The sequence below is a fragment of the Novosphingobium sp. FW305-C-30-35 genome, from assembly GCF_058783135.1.
In genome coordinates, this window is sequence record NZ_JBYSYJ010000001.1 from 1,540,343 (window position 1) to 1,557,483 (window position 17,141).

Here is a 17,141-nt window from a genome sequence, read left to right on the forward strand (position 1 = left end):
AAAAGGTCCACACTCCTGGCCAAGGCAAGAGGGGATTGGAGCAATGGGCGAGACCAAGCGATCACTTCTGGCGAGAAGCGCAACCTTTCTCGCCTTCTTGAGGCAGCAGCGCCGCAATTCCGCCGCCCGCAGATCGACCCTGGGCGGTCCCGACCCTTCGGCCACCATCCTGCTCGATGGCTCTGAACAACGATGGACGCCAAGTGGCTACAGCTTTGTCATGGGCGAACATTTCCAGGTGATCGCCACCGGCCATCAATGGCTCTCCAAGCCGCTGGGGCTTGTGGTCGAACCGCGCTCGACGGTTTACATGCGCATCGGCGACGGCCCCGTGCGCAAGCTGATATCCCACGACGCGGTCTACGCCGCATGGAGCACCGGCGAACTGTCGTTCCTGACAAAGGGACTGTCCGAGTTCGCTGACACGAGTGGCGGGCTTTTGCCCGGGAAGCGGCCGCGCCAGGCCCCCGGCGTCGGACTGCGGGTCATCCCATCGAACGAGAAGGCGACGGCTACGGGCCAGCCCGCAGGGTGGGAGTACCTATGGCGCATCGGCGATGGGCGCATCTACATGGGCGATCCGGATGACATCACGGTCTCGACCGAGGGTGACGTGGGTATTCTTCAGAGAGAAGTCGGCATCGCCCTGACGGGCCAAACGGAACTGAGCTGGGAATGGCTTGTGGAGCAACTTCCTTCGTCCCTGCCGGAAGACCTCGCATTCACCCACGATTACCTGAGCATAGCCGTGGAGTTCGATAATGGGCGGGATCTCACGTATATGTGGAGCGCGGGCCTGCCTGAAGGGCACGTCTTCCGATGCCCGCTCGGCTGGTGGTGTGAACGAGAAACGCACTGGACCTTGCGCAGCGGGTCGCAAGGCTTGGGTCATTGGCATCGGGAACGACGGCGCGTCGCTGAAGACTATGCGGCGGCGTTGGGCGGGGCAATGCCGAAGCGGATCGTGCGTGTCTGGCTGATAGCCAACAGTGTGTTCCAGCGGAGCGCAGGGAGGGCGCGCTTCCGGCAGATAAGGCTCCGCTAGATGCGCCTGCCGATAACTACGACGTCCTGCAGCTCGTAACCCAAGGTGTCATAGAAGCCGCGCGCGGCGCTGTTATCGCCGCGCACCATGAGTTGGATCTTCGGGCTATCAAGCGCCTTTAGCCAGTCCTCTGCGGCGCCTATCAGCGCGCGGCCGATGCCTTGCCCGCGGCGGTCTGGCGCGGTGGCGAGGTAATAGACCCAGCCGCGATGACCGTCGAAGCCGACCATCACGCTGCCGCCTAATTCTGCCCCGGTTTCGGCCAGCAGTATCGTCGATGTCGGCGTCGCCATGGCAAGGTCAAAGTCGGCGCCGGGGTCGTTCCACGGCCGTGTAAGCCCCGCAACCTCCCACAGCGCGACCGTGGCTTCACGGTCCGCCGCAGTGGCTGCGCGGACGCTCACTCCCACTCGATCGTGCCCGGCGGCTTGCTGGTGTAGTCATAGACGACGCGGTTGATGCCCTTGACCTCGTTGACGATGCGGGTCGCCACGCGCGACAGGAAGCCGGCGTCGAACGGGTAAATGTCGGCGGTCATGCCATCGGTGCTGGTCACGGCGCGCAGGGCGCAGACGCTGTCGTAGGTGCGGAAATCGCCCATGACACCCACGGTCTTGACCGGGAGCAGCACGGCGAAGGCCTGCCAGATCGCATCGTAGAGCCCGGCGTTGCGGATTTCCTCGAGATAGATCGCGTCGGCCTTGCGCAGGATGTCGCAGCGTTCGCGCGTGACCTCGCCGGGAATGCGGATGGCGAGGCCCGGACCCGGGAAGGGGTGCCGGCCGACGAAGATCTCGGGCAGGCCCAGTTCGCGTCCCAGCGCGCGCACTTCGTCCTTGAACAGTTCGCGAAGCGGCTCGACCAGCTTCATGTTCATGCGTTCTGGCAGGCCGCCGACATTGTGGTGGCTCTTGATCGTCACCGAAGGGCCGCCGGTGAAAGAGACCGATTCGATCACGTCGGGGTAAAGCGTGCCTTGCGCCAGGAAGTCGGCGCCCCCGACCTGCTTGGCCTCGGCCTCGAACACGTCGATGAAGGTCTTGCCGATGAACTTGCGCTTGGCTTCCGGATCGGTCACGCCGGCAAGGCCGCCAAGGAACAGCGCCGATACGTCCTTGTGGACCAGCGGGATGTTGTAGTGGTTGCGGAAGAGCGACACGACCTGCTCGGCCTCGCCCATGCGCATCAGGCCATGGTCAACAAAGACGCAGGTCAGCTGGTCGCCGATGGCTTCGTGGATCAGGACTGCGGCTACCGCCGAATCGACACCGCCGGAAAGGCCGCAGATCACGCGGCTGCTTCCCACCTGCTCGCGGATTTCGGCGATCTTGGTCTTGCGGAACTCCGCCATGGTCCAATCGCCGGTGCAGCCGCAGACGTGGCGCACGAAGTTGGCGATCAGCTTGCCCCCGTCGGGCGTGTGGACCACTTCGGGGTGGAACTGGGTACCGTAGTACTTCTTCTCGTCGTTGGCGATGACCGCGAAGGGCGCGCCATCGGATACCGCGACGATGCGGAAGCCCGGAGCGAACTGGGTCACCTTGTCGCCGTGGCTCATCCACACCTGGTGACGTTCGCCTTCCTTCCACAGCCCGTCGAACAGGACGCAGGGTTCGGTCACCGTCAGGAACGCACGGCCGAACTCGCCCGAATCGCCCGGCTCGACCTTGCCGCCAAGCTGATGGCTCATCACCTGCTGGCCGTAGCAGATGCCGAGGATCGGCAGGCCGCTGTCGAACAGCACTTGCGGAGCGCGAGGGGATCCATCGGCGGGCACGCTGGCCGGCGATCCCGAGAGGATGATGCCCTTGGGCTTCATCCGGTGGAACGCGGCCTCGGCCTGCGTGAACGGTGCGATTTCGGAATAGACCCCCGCTTCGCGCACGCGGCGGGCGATAAGCTGCGTTACCTGGCTGCCGAAGTCGACGATCAGGATCGATTCTGAAGGCTGGATGCTCATGGCTGGCCGATAGTGGCAGCGGGCTTTTCTGTCCAGATGGCGGGCGAAATGTGGCAGTTGCGTTACATGCAACTGCAAGTGCCCCGTTCGCACTTGCAGCATACGTCATTCGGCGTATTTGGGCCGCAGTTCCGATGCTTCCAGCCCACCCTGCCGGATGAACACGAACTGGGAGGATGTCCTGCAAGGTGATCTCAACAGGAGGAACACCATGCGCGCCATCACGGCTTTTGCATTCCCGATCATCCTCGCTGCTGGCCTCAGCAGCCTGATGTGGACTGCCACGCTCGCCTGAGCAGGCAGGGAAATGCGATAAACGACAAAAGCGGCTGCCCCGGCGGGGCAGCCGTTTTGTTTATCCAGCGCACCTTCTGCCAGCGCCCTTTCTGACAGACTTCCGGCCTCCGTCGCACCGCGCTAGGCTCGCGCCATGACAGTCACCCGCTTTGCCCCCAGTCCCAACGGACCGCTCCATCTCGGGCATGCGTTTTCCGCAATCGTCGCTCATGACCGAGCCATTCGCGATCAAGGCGAGTTCCTTTTGCGCATCGAGGACATCGACGGCGCCCGCTCGCGCCCCGAACTTGCCGCAGAGTTCCGCGAAGACCTCGACTGGTTGCAGCTGAGTTACCGGGAAGTTGCCCCCCAGTCCTCGAGAGTTGGAGATTATCGCACCGCCGCCAACGAGCTGCGCGCGATGGGCATTCTGTACCCGTGCACCTGCACTCGCGCCGAGGTTGCCGCCGCCGCCGTGGCGCATGGGCCTGACGGTCCGCTCTACCCCGGCACCTGCCTGCGCCGCGGGCCTACGCCCGGCCCGCAAGTCGCATGGCGGCTGGACATGGAGCAGGCGACGCTGCTCGCGGGCGAACTCGAGTGGACTGACGAGCGCCACGGCGTTCAGATCGCCACGCCTGAAATCTTCGGCGATGTGATCCTGTGGCGCAAGGATGCGCCGGCCAGCTACCACCTTGCCGCAACGCTTGACGATGCGACCGACGGCGTGACGCACGTGACGCGAGGCATGGACCTTTTCCGTGCGACCCACATCCACCGCCTGCTCCAGCATCTGCTCGGCCTGCCGGTGCCGGTGTGGCATCATCATCCCTTGCTGGTGGAGGCCGATGGGCGCAAGCTGGCGAAGCGCCGCGACGCCCCGGCCCTGGCGGACCGGCGGCGGGCGGGCGAGGACGGGCGCGCGGTCGCAGCCGAGGTCCGCGCTACCCTATTTGACACTGGTATTTCGCTGTCCGACGCCATAGATCAGTGTCCATGAACTACGTCCTGATCCCGCTGATCATCATCTTCGTCGCGCTGACGGTCGTCTCGCTCGTGCGCGGGATCATCGCCTTCCTGAACAGCACCAAGGAAGATCTCAACCGCGATCCCGCCTCGGGCGCGACGGCAAACCAGTTGCTGCAGAACAAGATGATGTTCAATCGCATCAAGTTTCAGGGACTCGCCGTGGTTACGGTCGCCATCCTGCTCGCCTTCTCGCGCTGAGGCGCGCACACCACAGCAATGGTCAAGCTCAACAAGATCTACACGCGCACCGGTGATGACGGCACCACCGGCCTTGTCGACGGTTCCCGCCGCGCCAAGCACGATGTCCGCATGCAGGCCATCGGCGAGGTGGACGAGGCCAACAGCCTGATCGGCCTTGCCGCAGTCGTCGCGTCGGAAACCACGGCGCGGAACCTGCAACGCATCCAGAACGACCTGTTCGATCTGGGCGCGGATCTCGCCACGCCCGGTGATGACTTCACCCCTTCCGAAATGGTCCTGCGCGTGGTCGAGAGCCAGGTCGCGTGGCTGGAGACGGCGATCGATACGCTGAACGAAGGCTTGCCGCCGCTGACCAGCTTCATCCTGCCAGGCGGATCGGAAGCCGCGGCGCGGATTCACGTCGCCCGCGCTACCGTGCGCCGGGCAGAGCGTAGCGCGGTCGCACTGGCCGATGCAGAGCCGGTGAACCCGCAGGCGCTCGCCTATCTCAACCGGCTTTCGGACTATCTGTTCGTGCTGGCCCGGGCGACGAATGCGGGCAGCGACCCGCTGTGGGTTCCTGGCGCCTCGCGCTAGCATCAGGTGGACTAACGTCCCGCCGCTCGCTAACCGCCATTCCCGCATTTCATTCAGAGCGGGACATCCTCATGATCAAGACGGTTGCAGTGATCGGTGCGGGCCAGATGGGTTCGGGCATCGCCCAGGTATCGGCGCAGGCGGGGCTCAAGGTCCTGCTCGGCGACGTGTCGATCGAACTGGCTGACAAGGCCAGGGACAAGATCGCCAAGGGCCTCTCCAAGCTGGTCGAGAAGGGCAAGGTCGATGCCGCCCTCGCTGCAACGACCGTCGCCAACCTGCACACCTTCTCTGATCACGCCGCCCTCGCTGAAGCCGACCTGGTGATCGAAGCGGCGACCGAGCGCGAGGACATCAAGCACAAGATCTTCGAATCCGCCGGAAAGCACCTTGCTGCCCATGCAATCATGGCGTCGAACACCTCGTCGATCCCGATCACGCGCATGGCAGTATCCTCGCCGGATCCGGAGCGCTTCATCGGCATCCACTTCTTCAATCCCGTACCGCTGATGAAGCTGGTGGAGGTCATCCCTGGCCTTGCTACTTCGGTTTCCACAATCGAGGCGGTGCGTGATTACGTGGCGAACATCGGCAAGGAAATCGTGCTCTCGCAGGACGAGCCGGGCTTCATCGTCAACCGCATATTCGTGCCGTTCATCAACGAGGCGGCCTTCGTGCTGGGCAGCGGCACGGGTTCGATCGTCGACATCGACAAGGGCGTCAAGCTTGGCCTCAACCATCCGATGGGCCCGCTGGAGCTGGCGGACTTCATTGGCCTCGACACGCTGCTCGAGATCATGAAAATCTACCTCGCCTCGACCGGCGACCCGAAGTACCGCCCGGCGCCATTGCTGCAGAAGTACGTCGAGGCAGGCTGGCTCGGCCGCAAAAGCGGGCGCGGCTTCTACGACTATTCCGGCGAAGTGCCGGTCCCCACGCGCTAGAGCGTTTTCGAACCAGATGGAATCATCAGGTGACTCGGAAAACGCGGCAAAACAAGAATCCAGAGCGATCCGTACGATGCAATCGGAACGGATCGCTCTGAGGAACAGGCAGGCGATCAGGGCGTAGTCTTCGGCAAAGGAGATACGCCCATGATCGACGACAAGACGCCAGCGCCCGAAGCGGTGAATACCGAGCAGGAAGACGGCGATGCCCAGGCGCAGACCGTTGCCGACGAGGCTCTTTCCCGGGCGACCAGCGTGCTGGGCGAGCAGGATCTGGGCGAGAAGGTAACCGGCCAGGGGCTTGGTGGTGACGACGCCGACGTACCCGACCTCGTTGACCACATGAAGCAGATGGTCAGCTCCGGCCGGATCGACATGAGCGCCTATCGCGGCGAGCGCAACGACGACGATGAGGCAGGGATCTACGGCGAGGGCGTGCCCGAAGACGATGAGACTCCGCGCGGAGCCTGAAGCCGAAATCAGGGCGCGGGTTCACCCCGCCCTGCCGCGACCTCGTCGGCGGGCAAGTCGTGATCTGGATCTCCAGGCTCGACACCGTCAGGAAGCTGGCGAAGTTCGACCATCTTTCCGTCCAGTTCGACCTCGCCGATCAGTCGCCCTTTCCCCTCTGCCATCTCGCCTTCATCAGCCCACTTTTCAAAAGCGGACTGTCTTTGAAGCGCTGCGGCATTCTCGGCAGTGGCGATGTCTGCCTGTGCGGGAGCGCTTGCCTTGCTGCTGAGACCGCTGGCGATCAGCGCACCCACGACCAGCACGCTTCCGCCCAGCAGAAGTACGGCATAGCGATAAGTCGATCTGGCATCGGACATCGGCTACCTCTGGCATGTGGCTACGCATTATTGCGGGCTCAACCGTTAAGATTCGCACAACTTTCGCATTCCCTTCCCATCGGCCCCCTGCCCATCGGAATTTGCCGACCAATGACCACGATCGTCCTGCTTGTCCTGTCCAACCTGTTCATGACGATTGCCTGGTACTGGCACATCCAGGGCGGCCCCGCAGCTGTCGCCCAGCGACCGGTGCTTCTGGTCATCCTGATCAGCTGGGGCATTGCCTTGCTGGAATATTGCCTGGCCGTGCCGGCCAATCGCATCGGCGCATTGAGCGGATGGAGCGCCGGTCAGCTCAAGATCACGCAGGAGGCGATCGCGCTGATCGTGTTCGGGGTGTTCATGGTCGTGTTTCTGAAGGAGCCGCTGCACTGGCGGCACTTCGCCGCGTTCGCCTGCATCATGGCCGCCGTGGCGTTCCTGTTTGGCGGCAAATAGCGGGCGCTATTTCGCGTCCTTCGCCCAGGGATCGACGTGTGCGGGCCTTGCGCTCCCGGAAGAGTCGCGGTCCTCGGCAGCAGGCACCAGCGACCAGGTGAGAAGCAGGATCGAGCCTGCCCACCACAGCGCTTTCCAGCGGCTTGCAAATATCGTGGTGAGCCGTGGTCCGAACATGGAACGACTATGGCACGAGCCGGTTATCCAGTGGTTACCACTGAGAGAAATACCTGAGCTGGAAGCCCTGAGTCCCTCCCCTTAGCCTCATCACTGAGCGAAGGCATACGGAGGCGCGGGACGGAGCCGGACCTTCCAGAACCCGTCCATGCACAAGATCACAGTCCTCCTCGCCACGGCTCTCGGCCTCACGTCGCTTGCCGCACTGTCGCCCGCCGATAACGCCCTTGCCAGCGCGGCCCCGCCGGACACGGCGCAAGCCCGGTTCGAATTGTGCGCCCCGGGCCCGCGCGTGACCTGCGTCGTGGATGGCGACACCTTCTGGCTCAACGGCCTCAAGATCCGCATCGCGGACATCAACACTCCCGAAACTTCCCAGCCTGCATGCGTGGCGGAAGCCAAGCTCGGCATGCGGGCGACACACCGGCTGGTCGAATTACTCAATGCCGGACCGTTCGAACTGGAAGTGCAGGGGCGCGGCACTGACCGCTATGGCCGCGCGCTGCGGGTCGTCACGCGAAACGGGCGCAGCCTCGGCGCAATTCTCGAGGCCGAAGGCCTCGCCGAACTTTGGAAGGGCCGGCGCAGCAGTTGGTGCGAGGCCTGATCCAAGCTACGGCTCCGGCAAACGGCCCGATAATCGGTCACGCCTGGCCCGGAGTTTCAGGCCGCACGCAGGCCTGTGAGCGCCTTTGCACCGCGATCCTGGGCGGAAAGTCCGTCGAACACCGCGTCGACGATGCGCGCCAGCTTGTCCTCATTCAGGCGTTCCATGAACGTGGTCATGGTATTCAGCGCGCAGTAGGGGGCACACATCTGGTTGACGAGGCTGATCGTCTCATCGACTTCGAGCCCGGCAAAATGCCCGTCGCTCATCCCCTCGCCGATGATTTCGCCGAGGTAGTGATCGGCAAGGTCGATGTAGCTGCGGATCTGTTCGAAGTTCTCGTTCCCGACCTCGATGTAGGTCTGGAGCTTGGCCGGGTCGGCTTCCCACTTCTTCTTCATCACCAGAAAGCGCCGGGCGAAGAATTCGTACATCTTGCGGCGCGGCGGCAGGTCGCTCGCCAGAACGTCTTCCATGATGTCGACCATCGGCTTGAACCAGTGATCGGCAATCGCCTCCATCAGCTCTTCACGGCTTTCGAAATAGCGCGAGAGGTTGGCCTGGCTGATCCCGGCGCGTGCGGCAAGTTCCGAGAGGTTGAGCCCGGCCCCGCCACGTTCCTCGACCATGGATTGCGCCAGTTCGACAAGCCGGGCGCGCATGGCGTCTTGCTCTGCTGCGGATGGAGCCATGATTCCCTGTGCGTCCTCAGTCTTGGGCCTCTTGCGCATTGTAGGGAGGCATGGCGCCCGAGACAATGGTTGCGCATACGAAGGCTGATCGGCCTGCCCCGCATAAACGGCCTTCAAAGCGCAACACCAATGGGCTAGGTCGCCCTCAACCGGTTGCACCCGTTACGATAAGGTCGCTTTCCCGATGCATCAGCGCGTTCGTCTTGTCCTGCCCTTTGCCCTGTCCGGACTTCTCGGCGCCTGTGTCGCGCCGATGGCGGGCGGCGGAGCCTCGGGGCCGGTCGAGGTCGGCATCGTCGGGATCAACGACTTTCACGGCAGCCTCGAACCACCGCGCCAGGCGGTGAATGTCGGCGATGGGAAGGGTGGCATCACGCCAGTCCCCGCAGGCGGCGCGGCGTGGCTGGCATCGGCAATCGATTCGATCCGGGCGAAGCATCCGCAGTCAATGACGGTTTCGGCCGGAGACATGATCTCGGCTTCGCAGCTCGCCTCCTCGCTCTATCTGGACGAGCCCACGATCGGCGTGATGAACCGCATCGGCGTGGACTTCAACGCGGTTGGCAATCACGAATTCGACCGCGGCCAGCAGGAACTGCAGCGCATGCAGAATGGAGGTTGCGAGAAGTTCACCGCAAAGGTGCCCTGCGCACTCGAGAAATTCACCGGCGCAACCTTCAAGTACCTCGCCGCCAGCACGAAGCGCGCCGATGGCTCGACGCTGTTTCCGGCAACCGGGCTCAAGACCTTCGGCTCGGGCAACCAGGCGGTGACCGTGGGCGTGATCGGGTTGACGCTGAAGGGCACGCCCAATCTGGTGAACCCGACCGGCATCCAGGGCCTGACCTTCGAGGATGAGGCTGACACGATCAACGCCGCCGTGCCGCAACTGAAGGCGCAAGGGGCGGACGCCATCGTCGTGCTGATCCACGAAGGCGGGCGGACCAAGGGCGATCCGAACCCGCAAGGCTGCAATGATTTCGCCGGAGACATCCGCCCGATCCTCGACCGGCTGGATAGCCGCGTGGACGTGGTCGTCTCGGGCCATACGCACTGGGCCTACGTCTGTGATTACGCGCAGCTCAATCCGGCCAAGCCGTTCCTGCTGACCAGCGCGGGCGTCTATGGCGAACTCGTCACCGACATCACGCTGCAGATCGATCCGGTGGCAGGGCGCGTGGTTTCGAAGCGGGCCGAAAACGTGATCGTGCAGTCGGTGCCCTACACCTCGACGCGCGGGCCGCTCGGCAACACGCCGCTGTTCCCGCAATTCCAGCCGAGGGCCGACATCGCGCAATACGTGGCGAAATACGTCGAGGCATCGAAGGAATACACCCAGCGCCCGATCGGCAGGATTGATCGCGCAGCGCCCAAGAACGAGGGCGCAGAAGGCGGCGCGGGCGGCCCACTGGGCAACCTCATCGCCGACGCGCAACTCGGTGCGACGCGGGACAAGGGCGCTGAGATCGCCTTCATGAACCCCTTCGGCATCCGCGCCCCGCTGGTGCCCGCCGAGGACGGCACGCTGACCTTCGGCGACATCTACCTGTGCCAGCCCTTCGGCAACAACGTGGTGACCGAAAGCATGACCGGCGCGCAGATCAAGGCCGTGCTGGAAGAGGGGCTGGACGATACCGGGCCGAAACAAGCGCTGGCGCCGTCCGTGGGTTTCGAGTTCCGCTATGACCCGGCGCGGCCTTCAGGGAACCGCATCGTGACGATCACGCTCGACGGCAAGCCGCTGGACATGGCGAAGACCTACCGCGTGACGGTGAATGGCTTCCTCGGGCTGGGCGGCGATGGCTTTTCGGGCTTCGTCGGTAAGCCCGATACGGTCACCGGCCCGACCGACATCGATGCGCTGGAAAGCTGGATCAAGGCCGTGCCCGTGCGCACGGTGCCGCAGGAGGTGCGGGCTGGGGTGGTGAGGTAACCGCCGTACCCGCTCCAACCTCCGTCACCCCGGCGCAGGCCGGGGCCCATGACCTGTCAACGTTGCGAAACCTCGCTGTCAGCAAGGCCGGACCTAACCGGAATGGACCCCGGCCTGCGCCGGCGCAACGGTTGGGGAGTGGCGAAAGAGCGAGGCAGTCGAATAGCCTGTTCCTCATTGATGCCCGACGTCTGTCTTCCGTCATCCTGAACTTGTTTCAGGATCCATTTCGCCGATCAAGCCGCCGCTCGTGCTGAAAGATGGACCCTGAAACAAGTTCAGGGTGACGGGAGCGGCCTCTCAATGGTCCAGCCCGATCCTTCCCAGACGGTACCCGGAACGACTTGATAGTACTCTTCAGCCTTAACGAATTCCCCGATCCCGGTGCCCTTTCTCAGGAGACACTCATAGTCCTTTTTCCCGAGGCGGTTTGTTGGAATATGCACGCTGTAGTCATGCGGGCCAGTATCGAGATCAAAACGCCCCAAACACGTTCCAACTGTCTCAATCAGTTCAGTTTTTCAGTTCATCACTCAGGTTTGCTCCTCGTATCACCAACTCTTCCGGTTGGTTGAAATAGAACCTGTCGATCACCTGCGCAGAAAGCATTGTGAGGGCTGAAGCAAACGCGCCGGTCGCCACCCAGAACAGTCTGCGCTCGAAAAGCTTGCTCACCCAGCGTGGTTTGCTCATTTCACCCCCGCTTCGGCCACCAAGGCACAAACCCCGAAGTCCGCTCCACGTACTCCCGATACCCCGGCCGCCGCTCTTCCATGCCCTTTTCCAGCAGCGGCTTGCCCGACCACTTCGTCAGGGTGAACGTCAGAAACACCGGCCCGATCACGCTTGCCAGCGCGACCCACGGGCCGGCATCGGCCGCGGCGAGCCAGATGCCCCACCAGACGCAGGCGTCGCCGAAGTAGTTGGGGTGGCGGGTATAGCGCCACAGGCCGGTCTGGAGCACGCGGCCCTTGTTGGCGGGATCGGCCCGGAAGGCGCGCAGTTGTGCATCGCCCACCGTCTCGAACACGATGCCGACCAGCCACAGTACGGCCCCGGCCAAGGCCAGCGCGCCCAGCGGTGCAGGCCTTGCGCTGGCGAGCACGCCGAGTTGTGCGGGCAGGCAGGTAACGAACAGCAGCAGCGCCTGCGGGGCGAAGACGAACTTCAGCGCAGCCGACGCGAAATTGCCTTGCGCCTTGGCCTTGCCCAGCATCCTGGCATAGCGCGGGTCTTCCCCATGGCCGCGCCAGCGGGTGTAGAGGTGCCACGCCAATCGCGCCGCCCAGATCACCGCCATCGCCGCAATCAGGCTCGCCCGCACGCCGGGGCCACCGCTAACGTGCAGCCACGAGGCCATCGCCAGAACGCCCATGCCCCCGCCCCACACCGCGTCGATAAAGCTGACGTCGCCGATGCGCACCGCCACGCGCCACAGCAAGCCCATGCCGACCACGAGGATCACCACGTTCATCAACAGGGCGTGGAGCAGCGCATCAGGCATCGGTAACCTCCGGCGGTTCGGTCAGCCCACGGCCGGGATGCTTCGGTGTGACCTTGCGGTAGACGTCGAAGATCTTGCGCATGTCGGCCTCGTAATCGCCAGATGGCCAGATGGCCGGGCCAAGTCCGCCGGTCTTGGTGCCATAGTCCATCATGCCCACGACCATCGGCACCTTCGCCTTCAGGGCGATGTGATAGAAGCCACTGCGCCACTGGCCGACTGCGCTGCGCGTGCCTTCGGGCGCGATGGTCAGCATGAAGCGGTCGCGGCGCGCAAACTCGGCGACCATGGCGTCGACGACGTTCTTGCGGGCCGAACGATCAATCGAAACCCCGCCGATGTCGCGCATGAAGCCGCCCAAGGGCCAGCGGAACAGGCTGTCCTTGGCCATGAAATGGGGCTTGAGGCCCAAGTCCTCGGTCAGCCCAATGAAGTAGAGGAAGTCCCAGTTGGAGGTATGCGGTGCGGCAATGATTACGCAGCGCCCATCCTCGGGCGGCGCGCCTACGGCCTTCCACCCCTGGCTACGGTAAAACCACACCAACAGCTTTCGCACCACGCGCGACAGCAGGCTGGGCCTGCGGTCCTCGATTGCCCCGTCCATCGTCTTCTCCCCGCTGGGAGACTAGCGCGGGAGCGGTGCCCTGTCTAACGCTCCCCTGCATCAGGCCAGGCAGCCATCCGGGGCGTCGACCGGCGCAGGAACAGGCTCGGCAGTTTCACCAGCATCAGCGATTTGTGGATCCAGTAGTCGGCCCAGCGCTCCTGCCATTTCGCCTTCTCACGCCCCTGCGAGTCGAGCCATGCCGCATAAGGCATCCAGTGGTCGGGCTCGTCCTTCTCGACGACCTCGAATATGCGCTTCAACGCCTTGTCCGAACGCACATGGCGATTTTCCAGCAGAATTTCGACCTGCCGCATGCCCCGCTGTTCGGTCAGCATGATGACCCGGCACAGCTTCTCGAATGCCTCGGGGCTGGCAATCACGCCCTGCGTGTCGAGCTCGTCGATCGTGCAGCCGAACACTTTCTGAATGAAGCGATCGATGTGCCCGCAAGTGGAATCGACGGCGAGCGGCATCCGCCCCTGCAATTCGAACCAGCGCCTGAACATCACGTAATGCTTGCGCTCGTCGGCGCGGTGTTTCTCGATGGCGGCGATGAAGGCCGGGTTATCCGGACAACGGACCCTTACCGCTTCAAGTACCCGGTCGAGCGAAGTGTAGCCCCGATGCTCGTTGTAGATGTAGATCGACGCGAGGACGTCGAGGAAACGAGCGCGGAAGCGTTGCGCCGGTTTGGGGCGCAAGAAACCGGGAGATTCAATCACGCGAGATTCGATGACCTTGGACATCGCGACATGCTGGCGCTCTGCAAAGTGACTGTAATATGAATGAATTTGATCTTGAATGATATTTCGAACTAGTCAATCACTGTCGCGCTGAACAGGAGTGGCCATATTGCATCGATTTACTGTGTTGTTTGTCGCTATTGTGGCTTTTGCGACGAGCAGTTCCCCTGCGTTGGCGGAGCGACCTGTCGCGGATTTCGCCCATCTGCCAATGATCGAAGCGCCGAGCATCTCGCCAAACGGCAAGCTTGTCGTCGCGATGGCCTCGATCGCCGGCAAGCAGGAGCTGGTTATCATCAAGGCCGATGGCGGCGGGCTGCAGGCGCGACTGCCCGTGAAGGACGTGGATGTGCGCTACGTGCGCTGGGTCAATGACGAATGGCTGATCGCTACGGTCGGGGTGGAGATCCCGGCGACGGGCGGCATGGGCCTCGGCACCCGGCTGATCGCCTTTCGCACTGACGGATCGGACGCGCACTTCCTGATCGACCGCCGCGATGGTGGCGCGGGCTTCAGCATGGCCGACGTGCTCTGGGTTGCGCGCGACGGTTCGCCGCGCATCCTGCTCGCCTCGCAGACCTCGTTCTACCTTTCCGACGAGGGTTTCTGGCCCAACGTATCGATGGTCGACGTCGCCACCAACACGTTCAGCAAGCTGGTCTGGCCGCGCGAGGGCGTGCAGGACTGGTATGCGGACCGTGACGGCAACGTGCGTCTCGGTATCGGGATCGAGAAGGACGGCCTGCGCTATCGCGCGCTCTATCGTGCGAGCAACAAGGATAACTTCGACGAATTCGCCAATGTCCGGCGGACCGAGGAGCTGATCGTCCCTGACGTCATCCTCGCCGACGGTTCCGCGATCGCCTTCAGCACGCGCAGCGGGACCAACGCCGCCTACAAGCTCGATCTCAAGACGATGCAGGTCGGCGAAAAGCTGTTCGATGCCGGTGCCTATGACATGTCGAACCTCTACCTCGACAAGGAGCAGACCCGCGTGCTCGGCTATGGCTTCACCGACACGCGCTATCGGACCGTGTGGATCGACGAGGGACGAAAGAAGATCCAGGCGCAGCTGGAGGCAAACTTCCCCGGCAAGCTGGTGCGGATCGTCAGTCTCAGTCGGGACGAGAAGGTGCTGCTTTTCAAGGTGGAAAGTCCCTCTGCACCGGGCGCCTACTATGTCTTCGAAGCCGGCCAGCCACTCACCCGGCTTGCGCTCGAAAACCCTACGCTCGGGACGCGAGCGCTCGCACCGGTCAAGACGGTGGCTTACAAGGCCCGCGACGGAATGGACCTGACGGCGGTACTAACTCTGCCCGCAGGCGTTGACGCGAAGAACCTGCCGGTCATCGTCATGCCCCACGGTGGTCCCGCTGCGCGCGATGACGAGAGCTGGGATTGGTGGGCGCAGTTCCTCGCCGACCGGGGCTATGCCGTCATCCAGCCCAACTTCCGCGGCTCCTCCGGCTTTGGCACCGCCTTTCAGCAGGCGGGGGCTGGCCAGTGGGGCTACAGGATGCAGGACGATGTCGACGATGCCCTTGCCTATCTCGGCAAGGAAGGGATCGGCGACGTCAAGCGCGCCTGCGTTGTTGGCGGTTCCTACGGCGGCTACGTTGCCATGCGCGCGGCCGAGCGCAATCCGGACCTCTACCGCTGCGCGATCAGCTATGCCGGGGTGGCGGATCTGCCCGAGATGATCAAGTACGACCGCAACTTCGTCGGCGGCCTTGGCACCACCGAATACTGGCGCAGCCGTGCCGAGGACCTGTCCGATGTCTCGCCGATCAACCACGCCTCGCGCACTAGCATTCCCATCCTGGTGATTCACGGCAAGAAGGATCGCCGCGTCCCGTTCGCCCAGTCGAAGACCTACGTGGACCGACTGAAGAAGGCGGGCAAGGCACATGAGTTCTTCATCCAGCCCGAGGGCGACCATTTTTTCAGCCGCGAGGAAGACCGGCTGACCTTCCTGACGCAGATGGAGGCGTTCCTCGACAAGCATAATCCGGCGAACTGATTGTCGGGAAGATCGCAGGCGTTCTTGCTTTGCGGTTGCGTCGGGGGGGCCTAAGGGGGCTGCAACCGCGCAATTGCAGGGCATTCGTTTCATGGCCATCTTCACCAAGAACCCGAAGTTCGACTGGATCCTTCACTGTGGGTGGAAGGGGCTGTGCCCGAAGTGCGGCAAGGGGCCGATGTTCGCAGGCTGGCTGAAGCTGCAGAAGACCTGCCCGGAATGCGGGCTCGATTACCAGTTCGCCAACGCGGACGACGGTCCGGCCTTCTTCGCGCTGTGCATCACCGCTTTCCCGCTCACCTTCTTTGCGGTCTGGCTTGAAGTTGCCCATGCGCCGCCATGGTGGGTGCACGTGCTTACCTCCGTGCCGATCCTGGCAATCGGATGTCTTGCCACGCTCCGCCCGTTCAAGGGCTGGCTGGTGGCCTCGCAGTACGTGAACAAGGCGATCGAGGCAGGCACGGAGAACCTGTGGAACAAGCTCAACGCACGAGAGCGTGAGTCCGAATAGCACGGTACCGTGCCGGGCCGGCCGTGGGCTCTGCAATCTGGCGAGTTTGCCAAGCCTTTGTCACACTCCCGTAGCATTGCACTGCTTGGCATCTGACGGACCAAGTAACCGGAAGCATTTGTGAATCGCAGCCTTGCGGTTATTCCTGCTGCTTCGGAAGGGGAACGCTGGCGTGGGATTCGGGCAAAGGAGGCTGGTGATCGCCGGGTTGCGGCCCGCCTTGCCGTCCCTGCATGACATACTGTGGTGGACCCTTGCCAGCCTCATCGCCGGGCTTGCCGCAGCGCTTTTCTGGGCGATTGTCACGCCCGTCTCGCCACTCGGCGATTGGACCCCGCACAGCGTTCGCATGATGTCGCCCACTGCGCGGGCAGCGCTTTTCGCTTCGGTCGATCCTTTCAACCGCACGCCCGCCGCTGCGGCGCAGGCAGAACAGTCGGGCGCGGTAACCTCGCTCGCGCTGACCCTGTTCGCCACGCGCGCTACGCCCGGTGGCGGCGGCACGGCGATCATTGCCGGGGGCGACGGCCTGCAGCAGGTCTATCGCGTCGGCGCCGAAGTGCAGCCTGGCGTGACGCTGGCGGCGGTCGCTTTCGATCACGTCGAATTGTCGCGAAATGGCGCCAGAGAACTGCTTTATCTCGACCAGTCCGGCCCTGCACCCAGCGCACAGGGCGTGGTCGCGGCGAACCCCGTAGCGGCCCCTCCCCCTGCCGCGCCCGGAGGCGGGGTCAGCGTTGCCGCCTTGCGCAGCGGGGTCAACTTCGGTCCGCGCGCCGAGGGCGGCAAGGTCGTGGGCGTGGAAGTCCTCTCGTCGGGTGACGGAGCGGCCTTCCGTGCCGCGGGCTTCCAGCCCGGCGATGTCATCACGGCGGTCGATGGCAAGCCAATCACCAGCGCGGCGGATGCTGCCGCGCTGTCCGGCGCCATTCGCGCCGGCTCTTCAGTCGCGGTCACCGTGCGTCGCGGCGATCGCCAGCTTCCTCTTGCTATCACATTGGCCCCATGACCTTGCGCAAGCTCC

At 63.8% G+C, this 17,141-nt stretch carries 22 protein-coding genes; 13 read left to right on the plus strand and 9 right to left on the minus strand.

Annotation, left to right across the window (positions count from 1 at the left end; translation table 11 throughout):
- The first annotated feature begins 43 nt into the window (after window positions 1-43).
- Window positions 44-1,045 carry a DUF3047 domain-containing protein gene (locus AC3WLM_RS07595; RefSeq protein WP_052242233.1) on the plus strand — a complete coding sequence of 334 codons (1,002 nt, stop codon included), beginning with the start codon at window positions 44-46 and terminating at the stop codon, window positions 1,043-1,045.
- Here AC3WLM_RS07595 and AC3WLM_RS07600 read toward each other — a convergent pair.
- The gene (locus tag AC3WLM_RS07600) at window positions 1,042-1,449 is read right to left on the minus strand and encodes a GNAT family acetyltransferase (RefSeq protein WP_407668275.1); all 408 of its coding nucleotides are present in this window, start codon (window positions 1,447-1,449) and stop codon (window positions 1,042-1,044) included. The genes AC3WLM_RS07595 and AC3WLM_RS07600 overlap by 4 nt on opposite strands.
- Entirely contained in the window at window positions 1,446-3,005 is a 1,560-nt protein-coding gene (gene guaA, locus AC3WLM_RS07605; protein ID WP_039333492.1) for a glutamine-hydrolyzing GMP synthase, read from the minus strand. Before guaA ends, AC3WLM_RS07600 begins: the two co-directional genes overlap by 4 nt.
- Window positions 3,006-3,162: 157 nt before the next feature.
- Here guaA and AC3WLM_RS07610 point away from each other — a divergent pair, with 157 nt between their 5' ends.
- The 6 genes from AC3WLM_RS07610 (at window position 3,163) to AC3WLM_RS07635 (ending at window position 6,505) form a co-directional block, all read left to right on the plus strand.
- A complete protein-coding gene (locus tag AC3WLM_RS07610; RefSeq protein WP_156135743.1) occupies window positions 3,163-3,300 on the plus strand; it encodes a hypothetical protein in 138 nt (45 codons plus the stop codon).
- A gap of 135 nt (window positions 3,301-3,435) precedes the next feature.
- On the plus strand, window positions 3,436-4,281 hold the full coding sequence (gene gluQRS / locus AC3WLM_RS07615) for a tRNA glutamyl-Q(34) synthetase GluQRS (RefSeq protein WP_492477041.1): 846 nt from the start codon (window positions 3,436-3,438) through the stop codon (window positions 4,279-4,281).
- Window positions 4,278-4,508, plus strand: a complete 231-nt coding sequence (locus AC3WLM_RS07620) for an HIG1 domain-containing protein (RefSeq protein ID WP_039333487.1) — start codon at window positions 4,278-4,280, stop codon at window positions 4,506-4,508. Before gluQRS ends, AC3WLM_RS07620 begins: the two co-directional genes overlap by 4 nt.
- An 18-nt stretch (window positions 4,509-4,526) precedes the next feature.
- A complete protein-coding gene (locus AC3WLM_RS07625) occupies window positions 4,527-5,087 on the plus strand; it encodes a cob(I)yrinic acid a,c-diamide adenosyltransferase (RefSeq protein WP_492477042.1) in 561 nt (186 codons plus the stop codon).
- Window positions 5,088-5,158: 71 nt separating this feature from the next.
- Window positions 5,159-6,031, plus strand: coding sequence for a 3-hydroxyacyl-CoA dehydrogenase NAD-binding domain-containing protein (locus tag AC3WLM_RS07630; protein WP_193827300.1), 873 nt, complete (start codon window positions 5,159-5,161; stop codon window positions 6,029-6,031).
- Between the two features lie 150 nt (window positions 6,032-6,181).
- A complete protein-coding gene (locus tag AC3WLM_RS07635; RefSeq protein ID WP_062345379.1) occupies window positions 6,182-6,505 on the plus strand; it encodes a hypothetical protein in 324 nt (107 codons plus the stop codon).
- Window positions 6,506-6,513: 8 nt separating this feature from the next.
- Here AC3WLM_RS07635 and AC3WLM_RS07640 read toward each other — a convergent pair whose 3' ends face one another.
- On the minus strand, window positions 6,514-6,864 hold the full coding sequence (locus AC3WLM_RS07640; RefSeq protein WP_492477043.1) for a hypothetical protein: 351 nt from the start codon (window positions 6,862-6,864) through the stop codon (window positions 6,514-6,516).
- A 111-nt stretch (window positions 6,865-6,975) separates the two neighbouring features.
- Here AC3WLM_RS07640 and AC3WLM_RS07645 point away from each other — a divergent pair, with 111 nt between their 5' ends.
- On the plus strand, window positions 6,976-7,323 hold the full coding sequence (locus AC3WLM_RS07645; protein ID WP_039333480.1) for a DMT family protein: 348 nt from the start codon (window positions 6,976-6,978) through the stop codon (window positions 7,321-7,323).
- 6 nt (window positions 7,324-7,329) lie between these two features.
- Here the strand turns inward: AC3WLM_RS07645 and AC3WLM_RS07650 are convergent, their stop codons facing one another.
- The gene (locus tag AC3WLM_RS07650) at window positions 7,330-7,500 is read right to left on the minus strand and encodes a hypothetical protein (protein WP_156135742.1); all 171 of its coding nucleotides are present in this window, start codon (window positions 7,498-7,500) and stop codon (window positions 7,330-7,332) included.
- 148 nt (window positions 7,501-7,648) lie between these two features.
- Here AC3WLM_RS07650 and AC3WLM_RS07655 point away from each other — a divergent pair, with 148 nt between their 5' ends.
- Window positions 7,649-8,107: a thermonuclease family protein gene (locus AC3WLM_RS07655; RefSeq protein ID WP_492477044.1), complete on the plus strand. Its 459-nt coding sequence runs from the start codon at window positions 7,649-7,651 to the stop codon at window positions 8,105-8,107.
- Window positions 8,108-8,163: 56 nt separating this feature from the next.
- Here AC3WLM_RS07655 and AC3WLM_RS07660 read toward each other — a convergent pair whose 3' ends face one another.
- A complete protein-coding gene (locus tag AC3WLM_RS07660; protein WP_062345449.1) occupies window positions 8,164-8,799 on the minus strand; it encodes a TetR/AcrR family transcriptional regulator in 636 nt (211 codons plus the stop codon).
- Window positions 8,800-8,983: 184 nt separating this feature from the next.
- On the opposite strand from AC3WLM_RS07660, the gene AC3WLM_RS07665 reads away from it, so the two are divergent.
- Complete coding sequence (locus AC3WLM_RS07665; protein ID WP_492477045.1) at window positions 8,984-10,732, plus strand: bifunctional metallophosphatase/5'-nucleotidase; 1,749 nt, start codon at window positions 8,984-8,986, stop codon at window positions 10,730-10,732.
- Between the two features lie 513 nt (window positions 10,733-11,245).
- Here AC3WLM_RS07665 and AC3WLM_RS07670 read toward each other — a convergent pair.
- The 4 genes from AC3WLM_RS07670 to AC3WLM_RS07685 are packed head-to-tail and all read right to left on the minus strand — an operon-like array spanning window position 11,246 to window position 13,589.
- A complete protein-coding gene (locus AC3WLM_RS07670; RefSeq protein WP_492477046.1) occupies window positions 11,246-11,407 on the minus strand; it encodes a hypothetical protein in 162 nt (53 codons plus the stop codon).
- 19 nt (window positions 11,408-11,426) lie between these two features.
- A complete protein-coding gene (locus AC3WLM_RS07675; protein WP_492477047.1) occupies window positions 11,427-12,236 on the minus strand; it encodes a DUF1295 domain-containing protein in 810 nt (269 codons plus the stop codon).
- On the minus strand, window positions 12,229-12,840 hold the full coding sequence (locus AC3WLM_RS07680; protein WP_492477048.1) for a lysophospholipid acyltransferase family protein: 612 nt from the start codon (window positions 12,838-12,840) through the stop codon (window positions 12,229-12,231). Before AC3WLM_RS07680 ends, AC3WLM_RS07675 begins: the two co-directional genes overlap by 8 nt.
- Window positions 12,841-12,884: 44 nt before the next feature.
- A complete protein-coding gene (locus AC3WLM_RS07685; RefSeq protein WP_492477049.1) occupies window positions 12,885-13,589 on the minus strand; it encodes a ferritin-like domain-containing protein in 705 nt (234 codons plus the stop codon).
- Between the two features lie 208 nt (window positions 13,590-13,797).
- Between AC3WLM_RS07685 and AC3WLM_RS07690 the strand changes: the two genes are divergently transcribed.
- From AC3WLM_RS07690 to AC3WLM_RS07700, 3 genes are all read left to right on the plus strand, one after another.
- Window positions 13,798-15,606: an alpha/beta hydrolase family protein gene (locus AC3WLM_RS07690; protein WP_052242229.1), complete on the plus strand. Its 1,809-nt coding sequence runs from the start codon at window positions 13,798-13,800 to the stop codon at window positions 15,604-15,606.
- 91 nt (window positions 15,607-15,697) lie between these two features.
- Complete coding sequence (locus tag AC3WLM_RS07695; protein WP_039333473.1) at window positions 15,698-16,117, plus strand: DUF983 domain-containing protein; 420 nt, start codon at window positions 15,698-15,700, stop codon at window positions 16,115-16,117.
- Between the two features lie 172 nt (window positions 16,118-16,289).
- A complete protein-coding gene (locus AC3WLM_RS07700) occupies window positions 16,290-17,126 on the plus strand; it encodes a type II secretion system protein N (RefSeq protein ID WP_082013325.1) in 837 nt (278 codons plus the stop codon).
- Window positions 17,127-17,141: the final 15 nt, after the last annotated feature.

What these genes read in the sequence shown, in the direction of transcription:
- AC3WLM_RS07595 (WP_052242233.1), top strand. Translation starts at nt 44, where the DNA reads ATGGGCGAGACCAAGCGATCACTTCTGGCGAGAAGCGCAACCTTTCTC.
- guaA (WP_039333492.1), bottom strand. Translation starts at nt 3,005, where the DNA reads ATGAGCATCCAGCCTTCAGAATCGATCCTGATCGTCGACTTCGGCAGC.
- AC3WLM_RS07610 (WP_156135743.1), top strand. Translation starts at nt 3,163, where the DNA reads ATGAACACGAACTGGGAGGATGTCCTGCAAGGTGATCTCAACAGGAGG.
- gluQRS (WP_492477041.1), top strand. Translation starts at nt 3,436, where the DNA reads ATGACAGTCACCCGCTTTGCCCCCAGTCCCAACGGACCGCTCCATCTC.
- AC3WLM_RS07620 (WP_039333487.1), top strand. Translation starts at nt 4,278, where the DNA reads ATGAACTACGTCCTGATCCCGCTGATCATCATCTTCGTCGCGCTGACG.
- AC3WLM_RS07625 (WP_492477042.1), top strand. Translation starts at nt 4,527, where the DNA reads ATGGTCAAGCTCAACAAGATCTACACGCGCACCGGTGATGACGGCACC.
- AC3WLM_RS07630 (WP_193827300.1), top strand. Translation starts at nt 5,159, where the DNA reads ATGATCAAGACGGTTGCAGTGATCGGTGCGGGCCAGATGGGTTCGGGC.
- AC3WLM_RS07635 (WP_062345379.1), top strand. Translation starts at nt 6,182, where the DNA reads ATGATCGACGACAAGACGCCAGCGCCCGAAGCGGTGAATACCGAGCAG.
- AC3WLM_RS07640 (WP_492477043.1), bottom strand. Translation starts at nt 6,864, where the DNA reads ATGTCCGATGCCAGATCGACTTATCGCTATGCCGTACTTCTGCTGGGC.
- AC3WLM_RS07645 (WP_039333480.1), top strand. Translation starts at nt 6,976, where the DNA reads ATGACCACGATCGTCCTGCTTGTCCTGTCCAACCTGTTCATGACGATT.
- AC3WLM_RS07650 (WP_156135742.1), bottom strand. Translation starts at nt 7,500, where the DNA reads ATGTTCGGACCACGGCTCACCACGATATTTGCAAGCCGCTGGAAAGCG.
- AC3WLM_RS07655 (WP_492477044.1), top strand. Translation starts at nt 7,649, where the DNA reads ATGCACAAGATCACAGTCCTCCTCGCCACGGCTCTCGGCCTCACGTCG.
- AC3WLM_RS07660 (WP_062345449.1), bottom strand. Translation starts at nt 8,799, where the DNA reads ATGGCTCCATCCGCAGCAGAGCAAGACGCCATGCGCGCCCGGCTTGTC.
- AC3WLM_RS07665 (WP_492477045.1), top strand. Translation starts at nt 8,984, where the DNA reads ATGCATCAGCGCGTTCGTCTTGTCCTGCCCTTTGCCCTGTCCGGACTT.
- AC3WLM_RS07675 (WP_492477047.1), bottom strand. Translation starts at nt 12,236, where the DNA reads ATGCCTGATGCGCTGCTCCACGCCCTGTTGATGAACGTGGTGATCCTC.
- AC3WLM_RS07680 (WP_492477048.1), bottom strand. Translation starts at nt 12,840, where the DNA reads ATGGACGGGGCAATCGAGGACCGCAGGCCCAGCCTGCTGTCGCGCGTG.
- AC3WLM_RS07685 (WP_492477049.1), bottom strand. Translation starts at nt 13,589, where the DNA reads ATGTCCAAGGTCATCGAATCTCGCGTGATTGAATCTCCCGGTTTCTTG.
- AC3WLM_RS07690 (WP_052242229.1), top strand. Translation starts at nt 13,798, where the DNA reads ATGATCGAAGCGCCGAGCATCTCGCCAAACGGCAAGCTTGTCGTCGCG.
- AC3WLM_RS07695 (WP_039333473.1), top strand. Translation starts at nt 15,698, where the DNA reads ATGGCCATCTTCACCAAGAACCCGAAGTTCGACTGGATCCTTCACTGT.